Raw genomic sequence first — 16976 nt, forward strand, 5'->3', positions numbered from 1 at the left:
CTGATGATCGCCGACGGTTCTTGGTGTTGGGGCACGTCGGCCTCCGCGACAGACCGTTGCCACCTAGATCCTGTGGACGGCGGTGGATCTCCCGCGTAAGGGGTGAGCAGCACCGACGACGGGAGCGAACATGGTCACCAACGGAATCACTCACCGCAAGGCGCATGGCCGGATTGGCCAACAATGACCGCGAAATCGAACAAGGACGCCGAGAACGAACTCTTCGTCGCTGCCCGATCCCGCGGCCTCTCGACAGTCGAGTCGGCGGAGATCGTCGGTATCAGTGACCGGACCGCGAGGCGTCGCCTGGCCGACCCCGCCATGGTCGAGCGAGTCCGGGAGGCGCGGGCGGAGCGACTCGAAGCGCTGACCGACCGCATGCTCGAACTCGGCTGCCTCGCCGTGTCCACCCTGGAGGATCTGCTCCTCGAAGCACAGACCCCCTCGGTCCGATTGAAGGCGGCGACGACCCTGCTGGGCGAGTTGAAGAGCGTCCGGGACCACGAGCTTGTGGGCCGACGCCTCGATGAACTCGAAGCCGCCAGGGAGGCCGAGACGGGCGACACGTTCGAGAGGTGGACCGATGAAGCGTGAAGCTCGCTCCCGGATCGAGGGACTTCGGCGCGGCCCCAAATCCCGGTCCTATCGAGATGCCATGGGCAAGCTGATGCACGGGACCGCCACCATCGACGACTTCCGGGTCCTCTACCGGGATGAGATCGACGAGTACCGGCGGCGACTTCGGATCTGCGGACCGAACCTTCGACAGGCCCGGTCCGACGGCACGGCACCGTCCCCCGACGACCCCGGCCTCCACGCCGGGATCATCGCCTCCTATGGGTTGGACGAGGAGGTCCCCCGAGTCCACGGCCAAGAACTCATGCGGTGGGCATCGTGGACACCACCGAAGAACAGGCTGGACTTCGACCACCAGTACAGGCTGTGGGGCGACGCCCACCTGATGCTGATCTGCCTGGACGGGCCGACGGGTCGGGCAGTGCGACCTAAGCATTGGCCCACCGAGACGCCGCCTCCGTGACGGCAATCGAGACGACGGCAGGGGACCTCGGTCGGCACCATGGGTACGTGACTCTTTCGACAAGGAAGCCCTCGGCACGGTTCTGGACCAAGGAACACAAAGAGGTTCGAGTTCGGATCGAGCGCGTTCGGCGTCATCGGGCGAAGCTGGCGATCCGGAGGGGCGACGAGCCGGAGAAGCAGCGCAAGACCGAAGGGTGGGAGACGTGGTGGCGGTGCCCGAGCCGACGGTGGGAGTCACGGTCGACCCGTAGATCGGAGAGATGAAATCATCTCCGGCTCTAGGGTGCCCGTCGTCCACCGACCACGACCGAGGGGCAGTGTGCGGTACCTCCTCCATCTCGACGACCTGATCACGTCCGTCCCCGACGGGGACCCGCGGGATGGACTCGGCGCATGACGACGTTTCGGCAGCTTCTGGAGCAGTTCGAGGAGTCGGCCAAGACCCGCCAGGCCAAGGGCCGGGTGTTCGAGGAGTTCTGCGAGGCGTACTTCCAGACCGACCCGGACTGGGCATCACGCTTCGATGCTGTGTGGTCGTGGATGGACTGGCCCGGTCGTGACGGGCGTGCCGACACCGGCATCGACCTGGTAGCCCGCGAGGCCGGGACCGAGAAGCTGGTGGCGATCCAGTGCAAGTTCTACTCACCCAACGCCACCCTCCAGTGGGGGCAGGTGTCGACCTTCGCCGGGATGATGTCCCAGAAGGACTTCAGCTACGGCCTCGTCGTCTCCACCGCGGGGAGCCACTCGGCCAATGCCCTCGACAACCTCGCTCGGCATGAGAAGGAGATACGGGTCGTCGATGTCGACGACTTCGAGGCGTCACGCATCGACTGGGACCAGTTCCTGATCGAGAAGCCAACCCAGTTGACGCTCAACGACCCGAAGGAACTTCGCCCGCATCAGGAGAAGGCGGTCGCCTCGGTGGTCGAGGGCTTCGACCTCGGGGACCGAGGCCAGCTTGTGATGGCTTGCGGGACGGGCAAGACCTTCACCTCGCTCCGCCTGGCCGAGCAGATGGTCGGTTCCGGCGGCTCGGTTCTGTTCCTGGTGCCCTCTATCAGCTTGTTGTCCCAGGCGGTGAAGGAGTGGGCCAACGACGCCGTCATCCCCCTCGCCACCCATGCCGTGTGCTCCGACATCCAAGCGGGCAAGCGCACCAAGACCGAGGACATGAGCGTCAACGACCTCTCGTTCCCGGCGTCGACCGACGCCGCCTCGCTCGTCGAGCGCGTGACCACCCGCCCGGGCGACGACCACATGACCGTCGTGTTCTCGACCTACCAGTCGATCGACGTGATCACCGCCGCCCAGGCAGCCGGACTCGACGAGTTCGACCTCGTGATCTGCGACGAGGCCCACCGCACCACCGGGGCCTTCAAGGAGGAGACAGATCGGTCAGCGTTCACCAAGGTCCACGAGAACGACTACGTCCGAGCAGCGCACCGGCTCTACATGACCGCCACGCCACGCGTGTACGGCGACCAGACCAAGGCGAAGGCCAAGGCCACCGACGTGTTGGTGGCCTCGATGGACGACAAGGACATCTTCGGGCCGGAGTTCTACGAGTTGACCTTCGGCGATGCCGTCGCCCAGAAGCTCCTCACCGACTACAAGGTCCTCGTCCTGGCGGTGGACGAGGACGCCGTCTCCTCGGCCTTCCAACGCCAGTTGTCAGACAAGGACGGCGAACTCGCCCTCGACGACGCCGCCAAGATCGTCGGCTGCTGGCACGGCCTCTCCAAACGAGGCCCCCAGTTCGGCGACGACAACATCCCCATGCGCCGCGCCGTGGCCTTCTCCTCGACCATCAAGCAGTCCAAGGCGTTCACTCGCGCCTTCCCCGAGGTCGTCAACGCTGCACTCGAAGACCGCAGCGACGCCAACGCCGTCAGGGTCGAGACCGACCACGTCGACGGGTCCAACAATGTCAAGATCCGCACCGAGGCCCTCAACTGGTTGAAGGAGTCACCCGGCCAGCGAGCGTGCCGGGTGTTGTCCAATGCCAAGTGCCTCACCGAAGGCGTCGACGTACCCGCCCTCGACGCCGTCCTCTTCCTCCAGCCCCGCAAGAGCATCGTCGACGTGGTCCAGGCCGTCGGCCGCGTGATGCGCCTGTCCCCCGACAAGGACTTCGGATACGTCATCCTCCCCATCGGCGTCCCGGCGGGCGTCGCCCCCGAGGAGGCGCTACGGGACAACACCAAGTATCAGGTCGTCTGGCAGGTCCTCCAAGCCCTCCGGTCCCATGACGAGCGCCTCGCCGCCGAGATCAACAAGATCGACATCAACAAGCGATCCGGGAAGATCGCCGTCGTCGGTATCGGCCTCGACGGCGGCGACGACCCCGACAACCCCGGTGTCACGACCACGTCCGACGCCCCCGAGCAGAGCGTGCTCGACATGCCCGACATCGGTGAGTGGCGTCACGCCCTCTACGCCCGCATCGTCGAGAAGGTCGGCGACCGCCGATACATGGAGACCTGGGCTGCGGACATCTCCGCCATCGCATCGGCCCAGGAGACCCGAATCCGCACCCTGCTCGACCACCCCGAACAGAACCCCCAGGCCGTCGAACGCTTCGACGAGTTCCTCGGCGCGCTCCGGGACAACCTCAACGACGGCATCACCCGAGACGACGCCATCGGGATGCTCTCCCAACACCTCATCACCCGCCCTGTCTTCGAGGCCCTCTTCGGGGGCGACGAGTTCACCCGCCACAACCCCGTCTCCCAAGTCATGCAGGGGATGCTCGACGAACTCGACGCCGCCAACCTCACCGAGGAGACCCGCACCCTCGAAGGCTTCTACAACCACATCCAGATGATCATCGGAGGCATCGACAGTGCCGAGGGTCGCCAACGCGTGATCACCGAGTTGTACGAGAAGTTCTTCAAGAAGGCCCTGCCCAAGACCGCCGAGAGTCTCGGCATCGTCTACACCCCGATCGAGATCGTCGACTTCATCAACCGGGCCGTCGACGACCTCCTCGGCAAGCACTTCGACGGTGCGTCCATCTCCGACGAAGGGGTCCACGTTTTGGACCCCTTCTCGGGAACAGGGACCTTCTTGACCCGGCTCCTTCAATCCGGTCTCATCCGAGACGAGGACCTAGAGCGCAAGTACCGCTCCGAGTTACACGCCAACGAACTGATGTTGCTGGCGTACTACATCGCCGCGGTCAACATCGAGACCGCGTTCGAGGGGCTGGCCGGAGTCGGCGACGGATACTCGCCCTTCGATGGCATCGTCCTCACCGACACCTTCCAACTCTCCGAGGAAGGCGACCCGATGGACGAGGTCTTCTTCCCCCGCAATAACGAACGAGCCGACCGTCAGAAGAAGCTCGACATTCGAGTCATCATCGGTAACCCGCCCTACTCCGTCGGCCAAGGCAGCCAGAACGACGACAACCAGAACCTGAAGTACCCGACCCTTGATGGGTCGATCGAGCGCACCTACGTTCAATCGTCGACCGGGAATCCGCGCTCTCTGTACGACTCGTACATTCGAGCGTTCCGGTGGGCTTCCGATCGCCTTGATGCTGCTCGGGAGGGCGGTGTAGTGGGCTTCGTTACCAACGGCGGTTGGCTCGACGGCAAGACCGCAGATGGCATACGGCATTGCCTCGCAAGGGAGTTTCATCACGTCTACGTGTTCAACCTGAGAGGCAACTCGCGAACCAGCGGCGAGCAGCGGCAGAGAGAAGGCGACGGCGTCTTTGAGCAGGGAAGCCGCAACACGGTGACAGTTACGTTTCTGGTCAAGCTGCCGGGACACGTTCCGGATACTGGTGCCAGAATCCGCTACCGGGACATTGGCGACTACCTGTCAGCCGAGGAGAAGCTTGCGGAAGTCGAGCGCTCCAATCTGGACGGAGAACGTTGGCGGGAGATCGTTCCGAACGCGCAGGCGGACTGGATCAACCAGCGCAACTCGTCCTTCGACGCCCTAGCACCACTCGTTGGAGTCGATGGCCTCTTCCACACCGAGAGCCTCGGCTATCTCTCCAGCCGGGATGCCTGGGTCTACAACTCGTCGTTGCCTGAACTCAGGTCAAACGTCGACAAGATGGTCGACTTCTTCAACCAACAACTGACCGAGTTCTCGCGAAGCGATGGCGGCAAGAAAGGCTCGAAGACCGAAAGGGCCAAGGCAGCCGCACTGTTCGTCGACAAGGACCCGCGTTCGTACAGTTGGAACCTGAGCGATTTCGACCGAATCGCCGGTGGCCATGAGCTGCAACGAACCGAGAGCAGGGAACGGATCTCGCTGTATCGGCCCTTCTTTCCGATGCACGTAGCGTTCCACAAGTCGTTTGCTCGGACGATCGCACGGCTCCCAGCGTTGTTCGGCGAGGACGTACCCGGCGACAACCACGGAATCGCGATTGTCGCAGCGGGGTCGAGAAGCCCATTCGGTGCCATCGCTACGACCGCTATTCCCTGTGTCCACCTCATCAACTCGGACGTGACGAAGATCCTGGCTCGGTGGCGCTACGTCTCGACCGATTCGGATGCTGATCTCTTCAGCGCCGGAGAGTCAGGCCGCATCTCCAACCTGACTCCGACAGGCGTCGCTCGCTTTCACAACGCGCTCGGTGCAGACATCTCTGAGGACGACATCTTCTACTACGTCTACGGCGTGCTCCATTCGTCGGATTTCCGCGACACATTCGCCGTCAACCTGAAGAAGGAAGCTCCTCGGGTTCCCGTCGTGGAGAATCGTGCGACCTTCGACGCCTTCGCATCAAGCGGCCGCGCCCTCTTCGATATCCACAACGGATACGACGAGGTCGAGGCGTTTCCGTTGACCGAGGAGTGGTCTACAGACCCTGCCGTGGATTCGTCGGCTCTGCTCGTCACCAGAAAGATGAAGTACCCAAAGGTCACCGACCCCGACACCGGTGACAAGGTCGTCGACAAGACCCGGCTCATCTACAACTCCCATCTCACGCTCTCGGGCATCCCACTCGAAGCGCACGACTACGTCCTCGGCACCCGGTCAGGCATCGACTGGATCATCGACCGCTGGTACGTGAAGACCGACAAGGCATCCGGCATCGTGAACGACGTGAACCAGTGGGGGCTTGAACGGGGCGAGCCGCGCTACATCATCGACCTCATCAAGCGGGTCGTGACGGTGTCGCTGCGGACAGTCGAGATCGTGAACTCGCTTCCGGCACTGTCGTTCGATGACTAGTTGCTTGGCCATCAGCATCGTGGGCGACCGCTACCGATTGTCCGAAGGCAGGAGAGGGTTCCGATGGACATTCTTCTAGGCGGACTGATGGGTCTGACCGGAACCGTCGTAGGAGCAATCCTGAACGAACGAATCGCGGCACGCGCCCACCGCCGAGCAGTCGAGTCAGACCATCGGGCATGGCTTCGCTCCAAGTACGACTACGCCGCCGATGCGCTCGGAAATCTTCTAGAGGTCCTCGAAGTTGACCCATCGATGGTCATCGAGTTCGGTGAGGATCAGTCCGACGCCGTCGAGATCTGGTTGGGCTGGATCAACCGACTCAACGAGGTTCTCAAAGATCTCCGGGTGCTACGTGCCCATCCGAATGACGACGTTGCCGAGAGCGCGCGGACTCTTCTCGCGCAAACCGTCCGGCTACAAAGCGACACGCTGAACTACCGCGTTGGCCCTGGGGACATCACTCGAACCGACCTTGTCAGTCGCTGGGGGGTCGTGAGCGAGAACGCGGAGAGCCTTCTCCACGCGCTTCGTCTGTCAGCCCATGACCCGCCCAAATGAACCGTCTGGTTACCGCATGAGACAGGGCGCACCATGCGAATCAATCTGAGCGACGTTCCGCTTCGACTCCCGCCGTGCACAGGGGCGCGCGCCCAACCCGATTGACACGCCGTCCCGTCACTTAACGAGCGATCGCAACTCGTCGGAAACGTCGCGGACGTACGGGTGAGCCGCGAACGCGGGGGAGAGTCGCAAGGTGAACCCCGACTTGTGCGTCTTCGCGAAGGCTCGTATCTCCGAGGGTCGGACCAGGAACATCGACACCCGCCCGATACCCGAACCCAGAACCACCACAGCTAGCTCATCGAAGTTGAGGCTCCGAAGAGTCACGGCGGGCGCTCGACTGTTCGTTGTGTCGCGTCGAGCGGTCTTGACCTCCACACGCTGTCGACCATCGACGACAAGGTCGAAGCCACCCCCTGGTTCGGGGGAGCGCACGGAGTGACCAGTGTTGTCGAAGTACAGCCAGACCAGTTGCTCACCGAGTTGAGCCGCCAACTGACGAGCGACGCCGCTGTCAGCCCCTCTCGCAGCCAACTCGTCCGCATCGGACAGCATCTCCCACGCGATTCTCCACGAGGGCCGGTTCTCTGCTGCATCCGTGCCGCTCACGCGGGGCCTCGCTTTCCGCCCAAGGTCAGGCTCCCGAGATACTCCTCGGTGTCCGGGTCGTACACGTTGCCAGTCATGTCGAACACAACGTTGTCATCCCCACGCCGACCATGCGCCTCCTTTAGATCGTGCAACCTTCCACTCGCAACCCGCAGGTCGATCCCGTGGTATCGCTCCAGATGAACTGCGATGCGATCGAACGCCGTCGTCGTTTGGGTAGCACGACGTAGCTGCGGGGTCTCATCGACCATCTCCACTCACCGAAGCCTTACACCGAACGCGAGCGTCGAGCACGACCTGAATACTCTGCCGCATGAAATAGACAGTTCTCTGCGGTAGCGTGACGGGTGATGCGCACCACTACGAGGATTCCTGTAGCCGACGGGGACACCTCGACTACGCGTTTAGTGCGATGAGTCGTGCCAAGGTCACCCGGCTTCCCGGTACCGAGGTGACCCTCGGCCAGGCCGCCGAGTTGTTCCTCAACCGTCGCGACCTGGCCGACACCACCCGCGCCACCTACGCGGTGACCTGCTCGAAGGCGCACGAGGACCTCGGTGCCGACTGCCGCCTCGTGGACCTCGACGCCGTCGCCATCGAGCGCCACCTCGAAGGCCGCTACGGATCGGCCAGCCCCGCGACCTATAACCGGGTGCGCGCCACCCTCGGCTCGCTCTTCACTACCGCTGCCCGGAAGGGCCTCATCGACTCGAACCCGGTCGAGGGCATCGAGCGGCGCAAGCCCCGCAAGACCAAGGGCGAGGTCGCCCGTCGACGAGCCATCGACTACGAGGCACTCGACGCGCTCTGGACCCGACCCGACATCGCCATCCGCGAGAAGACCCTGTGGCGCATGCTCTACGAAACAGCAGCCCGCGCCAACGAGGTCCTCAGTCTCAACGTCGAAGACCTCGACTTCGACGACCGGAGCGCCATCACCATCGGGAAGGGTGGGCACGCGGAGACGATCTTCTGGAGCAGTGGCACAGCCCGGCTCCTCCCAAAGCTCCTCGACGGACGCTCCACCGGCCCCGTGTTCCTAACCGACCGACGCGCCCTCCGACCCATGCCTGCCAACGACACCGATCCCGCCACGGGCCACACGAGGCTCTCCTACCGGCGCGCCGCCGAGATGTTCACCGAGGCCAGCGGCGGCTGGACCCTGCACCAGTTGCGTCACTCCGAACTCACTCGGCTTGCTGAGAGCGGTGTCGACATTGCTCTGCTGAAAGCGAAATCCAGGCACGCCTCGATCCGCTCGCTGGAGCGCTACGTCAACCCGTCGGAGGCATCGGTGGCCAAGTTGACCGCTGATCACGATCCGGAGGCGCGGCGCAGTCGTCGCTGACCACTCAGCCCGGATACCTATCCCTCAGGTAGGCCCGACAATCGTCGGTCAACGCGATAAAGAGCTTGATGTTGAAGGCTGCGAGGCGACCCCAGTCCTGGCCGAGATCATCACCTACCGCCCGCATCGCGCCGAATAGATCGGACTCGTACTCCCTTGTGAGCCTCTTCCGTTCCCGCCGGTTGCCATCGTTGCGGAGTCGAACGACCACGTTGTTGGCGATCGCGTCGGCCAGCCGACTATTTCCACCTGTCGCCCGCATCGCCGCCCTGTGCGCGACATCGGCGAGATGGGGGGGACCAAGGCTAAAGATGGCTTTGCGCTCGTTGTGACCGACTCGGGCATGGTTGGCCAGCCCTTTGATCGCAAACAGGAAGGTCATGACTAGCTCGGGCGCCTCGGCCTCCCCCACGTTTGCGTGAATGTCGCCATTGGTGCCCACCCCCAACAGATAGGAGTTGACATCGCTGATGTTGGTCGCGTCCATGGGCCGAGTGTTGCATAGCGCCACAGAACCGGGACTCCGCTCTACCCAAGGACCTCCAGACCAGGTTCGACGACGTTCCCTAGTAGTCGGCGAGGCTCGCCTGCCTGGGGTCGATGGCATCAACCGACAGCGGCTCGGCCACTTCGGCTATATGAGCGGTCACGTCTTCACAGCGCTAACCAAGGCGCGCCAGTGACGAAGCTCACCGCCGACCATGACCTGGAGGCACGGCGACGACGATGACGGTCGTTCGTGTTCTACCGATTCCTCATCTCACGGACGAAGATCCAGATCAACCAGAGGCCCGCAGTGATGACGCACATGAAGATGTCGAAGGCGAAGCTGAAGAGGTTGTAGCGGCGGCGCTTGTTGCTCACTGTGTGTGCCTTCCTTTGGTGAGGGAGATCGAGGGGTCCACCGACACTCGTCTCCCAGATACGAGCGCGCTGCGACGCTGCGCGATTTCAGTCCCGAAGTAGCAGTACTTCGTCGCGTCTGGTCGTACCGATGTCAAGACCGTTGGAGTTGTAGGAGACGATGGTGAGGAGTTCTGGATACTCCTCACCCACGAAGTTGAAGAGATGCAGGCGCGCATCTGCTGCGTACTCGCGTTGCTCGGCATCAGAGATGTCGCCGGGGAAGCCGAGATGCACATCGACTCGCGACGGGCTATCCCTGCCGGTGAGCCCGTCGTAGAAGCAGTGCCATCGCAGATCGTTGAAGTCGCATGCATCATTGATCTCGACGCCCAAGATCTCGACGACGCGATCCTCGATCGCGGCTACGTAGGCCGTGCCATCGAACGCTGGGGCCTCTTCGGGTTCGTTCGAGTCGTCCTCAACGATCGGGTCTGGCTCAGGTTCGTTCTCGTCGTCGTCACGGTCGTCGACCGGCTCGTCCGCCACTTCGTCGTTGTCGTCGCCGCAAGATCGGTCGACCGAGAGTCGCGGGGATTGATCGACTTCGGCTCCTGCCCCAGGAGTCTGATCGCAGACCCTCCAGTTGGACTCATCAACGATGCCGAAGAGTCCACCACCGTCCACATCGACCTCGGCTTCGATGCCTGCGGCTTCGATGACGCTCAACGCGTCGTCAAGTTGCTGGCCGATCACGTCGGGCATCACCTTGGCCGTGGCGGTGTCCTCGCTTGATCCGCAACCTGCGGTGGCGGCGAGAAGTGTGAATCCGACGATCAGACCAAGCGATTTCACCAGCACGTCTCCCGATTCCTATGGCCCCAACGATCTGGAGCGTACCGACATGATCGGAGCTTCTCACTCGCAACGTTGATGTCGGTTCGGGGATCGAATGATTCAGTTCCGGTTGTAGCCAACCAGTCGCGCCCCGAGCTTGTCCTTCCAGAGCGATTCGATCCCCTCGACGGTCTGGTCCGGCGTCGAGGGGTCGAATGTTTGCAGGACGGTGACGGTGTATGGGCCGACGGCGTCCTGCAAACCGATGTTTCCGCCGGAGCGGCTGTCCCGGTATGAGTCCCAGCGCCCGAGGAATCCATCTCCGCCCTTGGCCGAGCCGACGTAGTGCCGACCGACGCTGTCAGTGAGCAGATAGACGCCTGCCGTTGACCTGAGCACCTCTCGCCAGGTTCGAGGCAGACCGCCGATCTCGTCGACTGGGCAGCAGAAGTCGAGCCAGCCGGGAAACGGCTGTTCCCGCTGGGTCGCGATCTCGACAATGGGCTTCGGATTCCGCGCTGCCCACTGCTTCCAGCCAGGGTGCTTACCTCCCGTGAACCACTGGATCACCAGACGGTCCTCGTAGCACTCGAACTCCGGAACGACGGTCAAGTCGTAGGTGGCGATCGAGGGCTTGTCGGGTCCCTCCTCGGTGACTTCACCGGTCAGCACGTCGCGGCTCCCGATCGGAGCCGGGGTCGATCCTTCGACCCTGTACAGACCGCCAAAGACCTCAGTCCCGGTGTGACTGACGAGGAAGCATGCGACGTGGGTGGCTCGATCGAACGCACCTGCTAGCTGTCGACTTTGATAGCCCTCAACCCTGGGCCGGTCAGTTCGCCAGATGTCGAGCACGGGCATGGTCCCGACCTTGTGCCGCAGGAGAAGCACGCCCTTGGGATCGACACCTCCGGCGAGAAGGAGGTCGTTCAGCGTGATCATCCGATCATCCTTGCGTAGTACTTGCCCTTCACGGGCCACTAGGCCAGCACATGACGCCGCCGCCAAACCTCGACGTTGCTAGGAGTCGACAACCGCGCTGGCTAGACCATCGACCGCAGTGCGGCGATGGTGCCGGTCAGTCCGTCCCAGTCGTCGACGACCGGCGGACGATCTCTCGGGTCCTCCAGCCAGAGTTCCTCGACCGTGCAGTCGCCCTTGCTGAACTGGCAGGTCCAGCAAGCAGATACCAGGTTGTCTGGCTCATTGCTGCCCCCACTTGACCGGGGCACGACATGTTCGGGCGAGAAGCGACTGCCAGCTACAGCCGCATGCTGCTCGGCGTCACGACGACCCCACGGCAACTCCTCGGGGAATCGTGCGCACAGGAGCTTCAGCACCTTCCAGTTGATCAGTCGGAGTGCGCAGAACCGGCAGCGCCATCCATCTCGCTCCTGAATCGTGCGGAGTGTGGCTGCCGGGATGTAGGCGGGCGCTCGCTCCCCCGCGAACGGGATGTGGTCGGTCGGGCGGTGCCGCCACTGCCACTCCCAACCTGCCGTGTCCCACCTCGCCCGGAAGGGCGCGTCCTCAATCAAGCGCAGACGATCTCGGGCGCTCCCGTCGTTGCCGTCCCGTACGAACTGGACGACCTCGACGAAGCGGTAAGCGGCCTGGTGATGAACCGAAAGGGCCGGGACCAGACATCGGTCGGGCTGTTCTGCTAGCCGGATTGAGGAAGGCAGCACCCTGGCTTGACCGACGAGGTAGATGGTCGCGCCACCGCTACCGCGGTCGAGTCGAAGGGCACCGAACACGACACGGGCGGGGCGATCAGGCGGAGGCTCCTCACGTCGTTGGTGGACGTAGACCCCGGCACGGACTCGTCTTCCACCCCACTCGTGGATAGGGAGCCGAACGTCCACTCCGGGTCCGCCGACGAAGCGATTCATCGATGGATGGCGTCGAGGAATCGGATGAAGGCTCTGGCGTGCGATCGGTAGTCCGAGATCGAGCCAGTGGCGAGTTCATCTCTCTCGATGAGGTGAGCATGGAAGCGGTCGGCTGAATGGTGAGGATCGAGATCCGCACCTCGGCAGAAGCGGGCATACCTCTTCGCGCCCGCGGTGTACGAGGAGGCCGATGCTTGGGTCGCTCCGCCTTGGATACGCCATGCCTTGAACTCATCGATCGCCGAGTTCTGGAGCCAGATCCAATCGACACCTTGGGCACCGACGGGGTCCGGCAGTTCGGGGCCGGGAGCCGATCCCCGCTGAGTTCCAACCGCCCGAAGAGGACGACTTCTCGGTCGGCGAGTCTCGTCCGGGTCGCTGCGCGACGGGGTCGGGATCGGGGCGTCGGCGAGCACCGCACGGAGCCGTTCGGTCACGTCGATCGCTCGTCGGTGAGCTATCACGTCGGCGGTCATCTGGACCGTTGACCCGTTGACGTGCTCGCGGTAGGTGGCGACCTCCTTGACCACCTCCAAGGGGACGACGCTCGCCGAGCGAATCCAGTAGGTGGCCTCGTCGACCAGAAGCAACAGCGCGTCGTCGAAATCCCACGAGCGGAACGGCGAGGTCTGTAGTTGGCCAGCCTCCGGTGGGTCGCTCACACGACGTGCCTTCACCTGGACTCGCCGCCCCGCATCGGTGACAAGGTCAAACGAGCGCTCAGAGTTGGGGGCCAGCTTGCCTCCCAAGGCTTTCACGGCAAGCCACTCGGCATAGTCCCCGAGGGGAGCGTTGTTGGTGCGGACGATTCCGCGGCGACGAAGCTCGGCCACTGCACCCGAAGACAGCGAAAGAAGATCCCTGACCTCCATCGATTCGAGGTCCATGCCCGCGTAGCCCATGTCCGAAAGGTACCTACCCGGCGCGTCCCCCCCCATAGTGTTCCGCTATTCGATTCGTCGACTGGAACTCCGGCGGAGGTTCGTCTCGATAGGGAGGCTCGGGTAGGACGCCTACTCTCCTCACCCATCACCGAGGGCGGGAGGAACACTTGGCCAGCGCAAGACGAACGTTCGTCGCAACGGTCCTGACGATGGCGATCACGGCGACGGGGTGCAGCGAAGGGTCAAGCGATTCTGCCCAACCCGCGACTTCTTCGACCCCGTCAACGACGACCACCGTCCCCGCGACAACAACCACGATCGTCGACCCCTACGAGGCCGACTCCGCCACGATCAAGTCCCTGTTTCGCCGCTACTCCGACGCCTGGAGCATCGGCTTCGATGCCGCTATCGAATTTCAAGCAGCGAACAACTACCCCGGGATGGGCAATACCGTTGAGGTCTGCCGCGATTGGTCATTGTCCATCGGACCCGTTCCTCCTGGATACAGCGAGGAGTACATCGTGGACGGCACGACCATCGACCGCGACGACGGATGGGTGGTGCCCGACGGGCCGATAGCCGGAGAGGCCCTCGACGGGCGGATATACATCTTCTCTGTCACCGTTGCGTTCGCATCAGCAAGCGCTCTACCTGATTCGTCGACAACCGAGGCGCACGCAACCGTCTTGGACAATGGGTCGGCCAAGTTCTTCATCTCGTGCTACTGAGGCATCCGAACCGACGACAGACTCGGCTCCGGCCAACCTGACCGCTCTCGCCCCGGCGCTGGCAGCAGGCCGACCAGTCCACATCGACTGCTGCCTCATCCATGCGACCACGTCCCGCTGATCGTCGACATCGTTATCTAGGACGAACCGTCATCGCGCCGCCGTTCTTACCGCCTGTGCGAGTCCATCGAGTCCGATCGGATCGACGATGCCTCGAATCGCCCTCAGGGTTATCGAGTTCTTGCCGCGCTCGTTCAGCACGCAGGTCGGGATGACGTAGAACTCCCACCCGCCGTCGAGGTCGTCGCCGTCGAGCGCCCCGAACACGTACACGTCGGCGCGGCGCGCCTTGATCCTCTTGCCGTCGCGCATGGCGCGTTCGGGCACCTGCCACGAACCCACTCGGCTGGCCTTGACCTCGATCTTGATTCCATCCCATTCGAGGTCCCACGGTGCGACACCGAACTCAGACTCGACCGACCCCGGAAGGGCGTCAGCGACGAGCGCCTCACAGAAGGTGCCAGCAATCATGCGAGCGCCGCGGCGCAGACGGCGAACCATCGTCTCAGCGAAGCGGCGCTCGGCCCCAGTCAGCTCTCCGAGGTCAACAGGGTCGATCACCGGCTGGACAGTAGCTGCGCTTCTGACGAACCGTGATGAGGACGACCAACGTGCGCTCTGTGTGAACGGCGAGTCGTCCCCGCCAGTGAGGACGCTTGCCTGGGGTGGATCGAGGATGCGGTCGCCTCATCCTGCAGCCACGGCATCAAGCCGGGGACGCGCTCTACCAGGACGGTGAACGCGTCGCTTTCGCTGTCCTCGCGAGCGAGATCGTCCACTGCACGCGATGATGCGGGTTCGAGTGAAACCGTGCAGGCAGATGAAGGCTGACGGATGACCGACAGAACGACAGCAGGAGCCGTCGGGGGACGGACACACTCAACCCAGGGACTGGTATGACATGAGCGGCGCAGACGACGAGGCAATCAACCGGGTCGAGCGATACCTCCTTCGTGAGAACCACGACCGTCAGTGGGCTGTAGACGGGTCACCACTGGTTCTTCAAGTCACCGCTTCAGCGGCATCGTGGCGAACCACTCTTGATCCCGGAAGCCTCCCACCCGTGATGCGTGACGGGACGCTCCTGGCGCTGGAACAGATCGCCGCCGGTGGTGATGTGGTGACCCGAGACATGCTGGCGCGGCTCTCAAGCACGATGAGCGACGATCGCTCGATGGTCGCCTGTTGGGTCGCCACCATGTGCTGGGGCGCTGGCCCTCGCAATCGACCTCGTCTCCGCCAATGGTCTAGATCTCTCAGCGGGGCCTCAACGGCGGCGGTGCTTCGCTCATCCGCCGATGAACTACTCCACGGTAAGCCCGAGGACGCCTATCGAAGGATGACTTCCCTCCCTGGTGTGGGCGAGGCGTACCACACCAAGTGGTTGTGGGCTGTGGGCCTCGGAGCAGATTCCACCCTTCAGCCCACGCCTCTCATTCGCGACAGCCGCGTCGATAAGACGCTGAGGGATCTCCAGTGGTGGCCCGAGGCACGAGGCGCGGCCGCTCGGTGGGTCCGACTCTGTGACGCCCTCGGCGAGTGGGCAGACGAACTAGGCCGTCGGCACCCGACGTGGACGGTCGAAGCCGAGCACATCGAACAACTCCTCTTCGACCGCGACCACGCTGACGCTCCCGGACCCTGCCTTCGGACTTGGCTCCGCACGCAGTCAGATCACCCAAGGGTGATCTAGCTCCTTCAGCTTCGCACGACCGCGAACTAGCGAGGCGTCACGCCACCCACGTACGTGAAGGCGTGGCTCGAAGCAACTCAGATGTGACCGCCCGACGCATACGCGGCGACGAGGGCGCCGTGCTGCGAACTCTGATGCTCACCGCGTCTGAACGGCTCCACCCGGTCGAGCACTCGGTGTTCACCTCGCGATCGGCCCCCGAGTGGTCGGACCTGGCTCGTGAGCGAGCGACCCACCCCCGGCGAGCGATCTTCATCGCGCACAACGCCGGGACCACCTGCTTCAACGGGGTCTTGTGGGCCTTCGACAGCCACGACGAGCACTCGATCGAGTTCACCTGGACCTGGGCCGACGGCGGCAACGCTCCGGACGTGATGGCCGCGCTCGTTGCTCAGGCCCGCCAGTGGGGCGTCCGCCTCGGCCGCGGACACCTCCGCCTCGCAGCCGACAACACCCACGAGGCAGATCTCTTCCTTCGGCTCGGCTTCGTCGAGGTCGGCGTCGCAAGAGATGGTGTACGGCGGGTCCTTGCGTCACGACCCTGACGTACCCCTTACCTGTGAACAGCAGCAGCGTGTCCAATCAGATCGAAGTCCGATCGGTTCGAGCCGACGATGGACCCCTCCTACGACAGGTCATGATCGATGCCGCCGCAGCCCACGGAGCCGAGGACTCGCTCGCTCGGTTCAAGTCGTTGACCGACGAGGATTGGGCATGGGACGCCAACAACTTCGCAGAAGAGAAGACCCCCACCGTGAAGATCTTCGCCATCGACCCAGAGGGACGAGGCGTCGGCCTGCTCTGGGCGTGCCCATCGGGCACCCACAAGCGCGCCCGCTTGAACTGGGCCTACGTAGATCGCCAGTCCCCCCACGAGGGCATCTTCCTCGGGCTACTTCAGTACGCCGCCACATGGGCACTCACACAGGGCTGGACCTCGCTGACCGGCGAGGTGCGCATCGAACGCATCGCAGAGCACCTCGTCGACACGTACGGCTTCGACGTGATCTCCGAGGAGAAGGACGCACACCATCTCCAGGTGCCTTGTGCGGCGCTCGTGGACCGACGGGCGCTACCCGGATGCCAGGCGAGCGAAGGCGTCTTCTAGTCCTCGGTTCGGAGCCTCCACTCGGTACCCGCGACACCGCGGTCGAAGGTCGCTCCGCATTCGGAGCAGTGCCCGGACTCGCTGTCCATTGATGTCGGGGGTGACCCGGCACTAGTCGCTCGACTCCCACCCGTCGGGAGAATCCTGTCGTGCTTGCATTGGTTGGC

Annotated in this window: 16 protein-coding genes; 9 read left to right on the top strand and 7 right to left on the bottom strand. The window is 63.7% G+C overall.

The window, feature by feature from the left end; all coding sequences use genetic code 11:
- The first annotated feature begins 102 nt into the window (after positions 1–102).
- The 4 genes from AB8619_RS15160 to AB8619_RS15175 all read left to right on the top strand — a co-directional run bounded on the left by AB8619_RS15160 (position 103) and on the right by AB8619_RS15175 (position 6804).
- Complete coding sequence (locus AB8619_RS15160) at positions 103–594, top strand: hypothetical protein (protein ID WP_436793472.1); 492 nt, start codon at positions 103–105, stop codon at positions 592–594.
- 61 nt (positions 595–655) lie between these two features.
- Positions 656–1039 carry a hypothetical protein gene (locus AB8619_RS15165; RefSeq protein WP_436793473.1) on the top strand — a complete coding sequence of 128 codons (384 nt, stop codon included), beginning with the start codon at positions 656–658 and terminating at the stop codon, positions 1037–1039.
- Positions 1040–1434: 395 nt separating this feature from the next.
- Positions 1435–6243: a DEAD/DEAH box helicase gene (locus AB8619_RS15170; RefSeq protein ID WP_436793474.1), complete on the top strand. Its 4809-nt coding sequence runs from the start codon at positions 1435–1437 to the stop codon at positions 6241–6243.
- Between the two features lie 87 nt (positions 6244–6330).
- Positions 6331–6804 carry a hypothetical protein gene (locus AB8619_RS15175; protein ID WP_436793475.1) on the top strand — a complete coding sequence of 158 codons (474 nt, stop codon included), beginning with the start codon at positions 6331–6333 and terminating at the stop codon, positions 6802–6804.
- Between the two features lie 117 nt (positions 6805–6921).
- Here the strand turns inward: AB8619_RS15175 and AB8619_RS15180 are convergent, their stop codons facing one another.
- On the bottom strand, positions 6922–7416 hold the full coding sequence (locus AB8619_RS15180; RefSeq protein WP_436793476.1) for a hypothetical protein: 495 nt from the start codon (positions 7414–7416) through the stop codon (positions 6922–6924).
- Between the two features lie 412 nt (positions 7417–7828).
- On the opposite strand from AB8619_RS15180, the gene AB8619_RS15185 reads away from it, so the two are divergent.
- Entirely contained in the window at positions 7829–8764 is a 936-nt protein-coding gene (locus AB8619_RS15185; protein ID WP_436793477.1) for a tyrosine-type recombinase/integrase, read from the top strand.
- A 4-nt stretch (positions 8765–8768) separates the two neighbouring features.
- Here AB8619_RS15185 and AB8619_RS15190 read toward each other — a convergent pair whose 3' ends face one another.
- The 5 genes from AB8619_RS15190 to AB8619_RS15210 all read right to left on the bottom strand — a co-directional run bounded on the left by AB8619_RS15190 (position 8769) and on the right by AB8619_RS15210 (position 13238).
- Positions 8769–9251, bottom strand: a complete 483-nt coding sequence (locus AB8619_RS15190; RefSeq protein WP_436793478.1) for a hypothetical protein — start codon at positions 9249–9251, stop codon at positions 8769–8771.
- Positions 9252–9715: 464 nt separating this feature from the next.
- The gene (locus tag AB8619_RS15195; RefSeq protein WP_436793479.1) at positions 9716–10468 is read right to left on the bottom strand and encodes a PASTA domain-containing protein; all 753 of its coding nucleotides are present in this window, start codon (positions 10466–10468) and stop codon (positions 9716–9718) included.
- 96 nt (positions 10469–10564) lie between these two features.
- Positions 10565–11386 carry a GIY-YIG nuclease family protein gene (locus AB8619_RS15200; RefSeq protein WP_436793480.1) on the bottom strand — a complete coding sequence of 274 codons (822 nt, stop codon included), beginning with the start codon at positions 11384–11386 and terminating at the stop codon, positions 10565–10567.
- A gap of 101 nt (positions 11387–11487) precedes the next feature.
- A complete protein-coding gene (locus AB8619_RS15205) occupies positions 11488–11982 on the bottom strand; it encodes an HNH endonuclease (RefSeq protein ID WP_436793481.1) in 495 nt (164 codons plus the stop codon).
- 350 nt (positions 11983–12332) lie between these two features.
- Complete coding sequence (locus AB8619_RS15210; protein WP_436793482.1) at positions 12333–13238, bottom strand: hypothetical protein; 906 nt, start codon at positions 13236–13238, stop codon at positions 12333–12335.
- A 191-nt stretch (positions 13239–13429) separates the two neighbouring features.
- On the opposite strand from AB8619_RS15210, the gene AB8619_RS15215 reads away from it, so the two are divergent.
- A complete protein-coding gene (locus AB8619_RS15215; RefSeq protein WP_436793483.1) occupies positions 13430–13948 on the top strand; it encodes a hypothetical protein in 519 nt (172 codons plus the stop codon).
- A gap of 150 nt (positions 13949–14098) precedes the next feature.
- On the opposite strand, the gene AB8619_RS15220 is transcribed toward AB8619_RS15215, so the two are convergent.
- Positions 14099–14569 (bottom strand): hypothetical protein, encoded by a 471-nt coding sequence (locus tag AB8619_RS15220; protein WP_436793484.1) that lies wholly within the window; start codon positions 14567–14569, stop codon positions 14099–14101.
- Between the two features lie 340 nt (positions 14570–14909).
- Between AB8619_RS15220 and AB8619_RS15225 the strand changes: the two genes are divergently transcribed.
- From AB8619_RS15225 to AB8619_RS15235, 3 genes are all read left to right on the top strand, one after another.
- Positions 14910–15701, top strand: coding sequence for a hypothetical protein (locus AB8619_RS15225; protein WP_436793485.1), 792 nt, complete (start codon positions 14910–14912; stop codon positions 15699–15701).
- Between the two features lie 119 nt (positions 15702–15820).
- A complete protein-coding gene (locus AB8619_RS15230; RefSeq protein WP_436793486.1) occupies positions 15821–16246 on the top strand; it encodes a hypothetical protein in 426 nt (141 codons plus the stop codon).
- A gap of 92 nt (positions 16247–16338) precedes the next feature.
- A complete protein-coding gene (locus tag AB8619_RS15235; protein WP_436793487.1) occupies positions 16339–16809 on the top strand; it encodes a hypothetical protein in 471 nt (156 codons plus the stop codon).
- Positions 16810–16976 lie beyond the last annotated feature (167 nt).

Origin of the sequence: Actinospongiicola halichondriae (genome assembly GCF_049103745.1) — a bacterium.
In the GTDB taxonomy this organism is placed as follows: Bacteria; Actinomycetota; Acidimicrobiia; order Acidimicrobiales; family Salinilacustritrichaceae; genus Salinilacustrithrix; species Salinilacustrithrix halichondriae.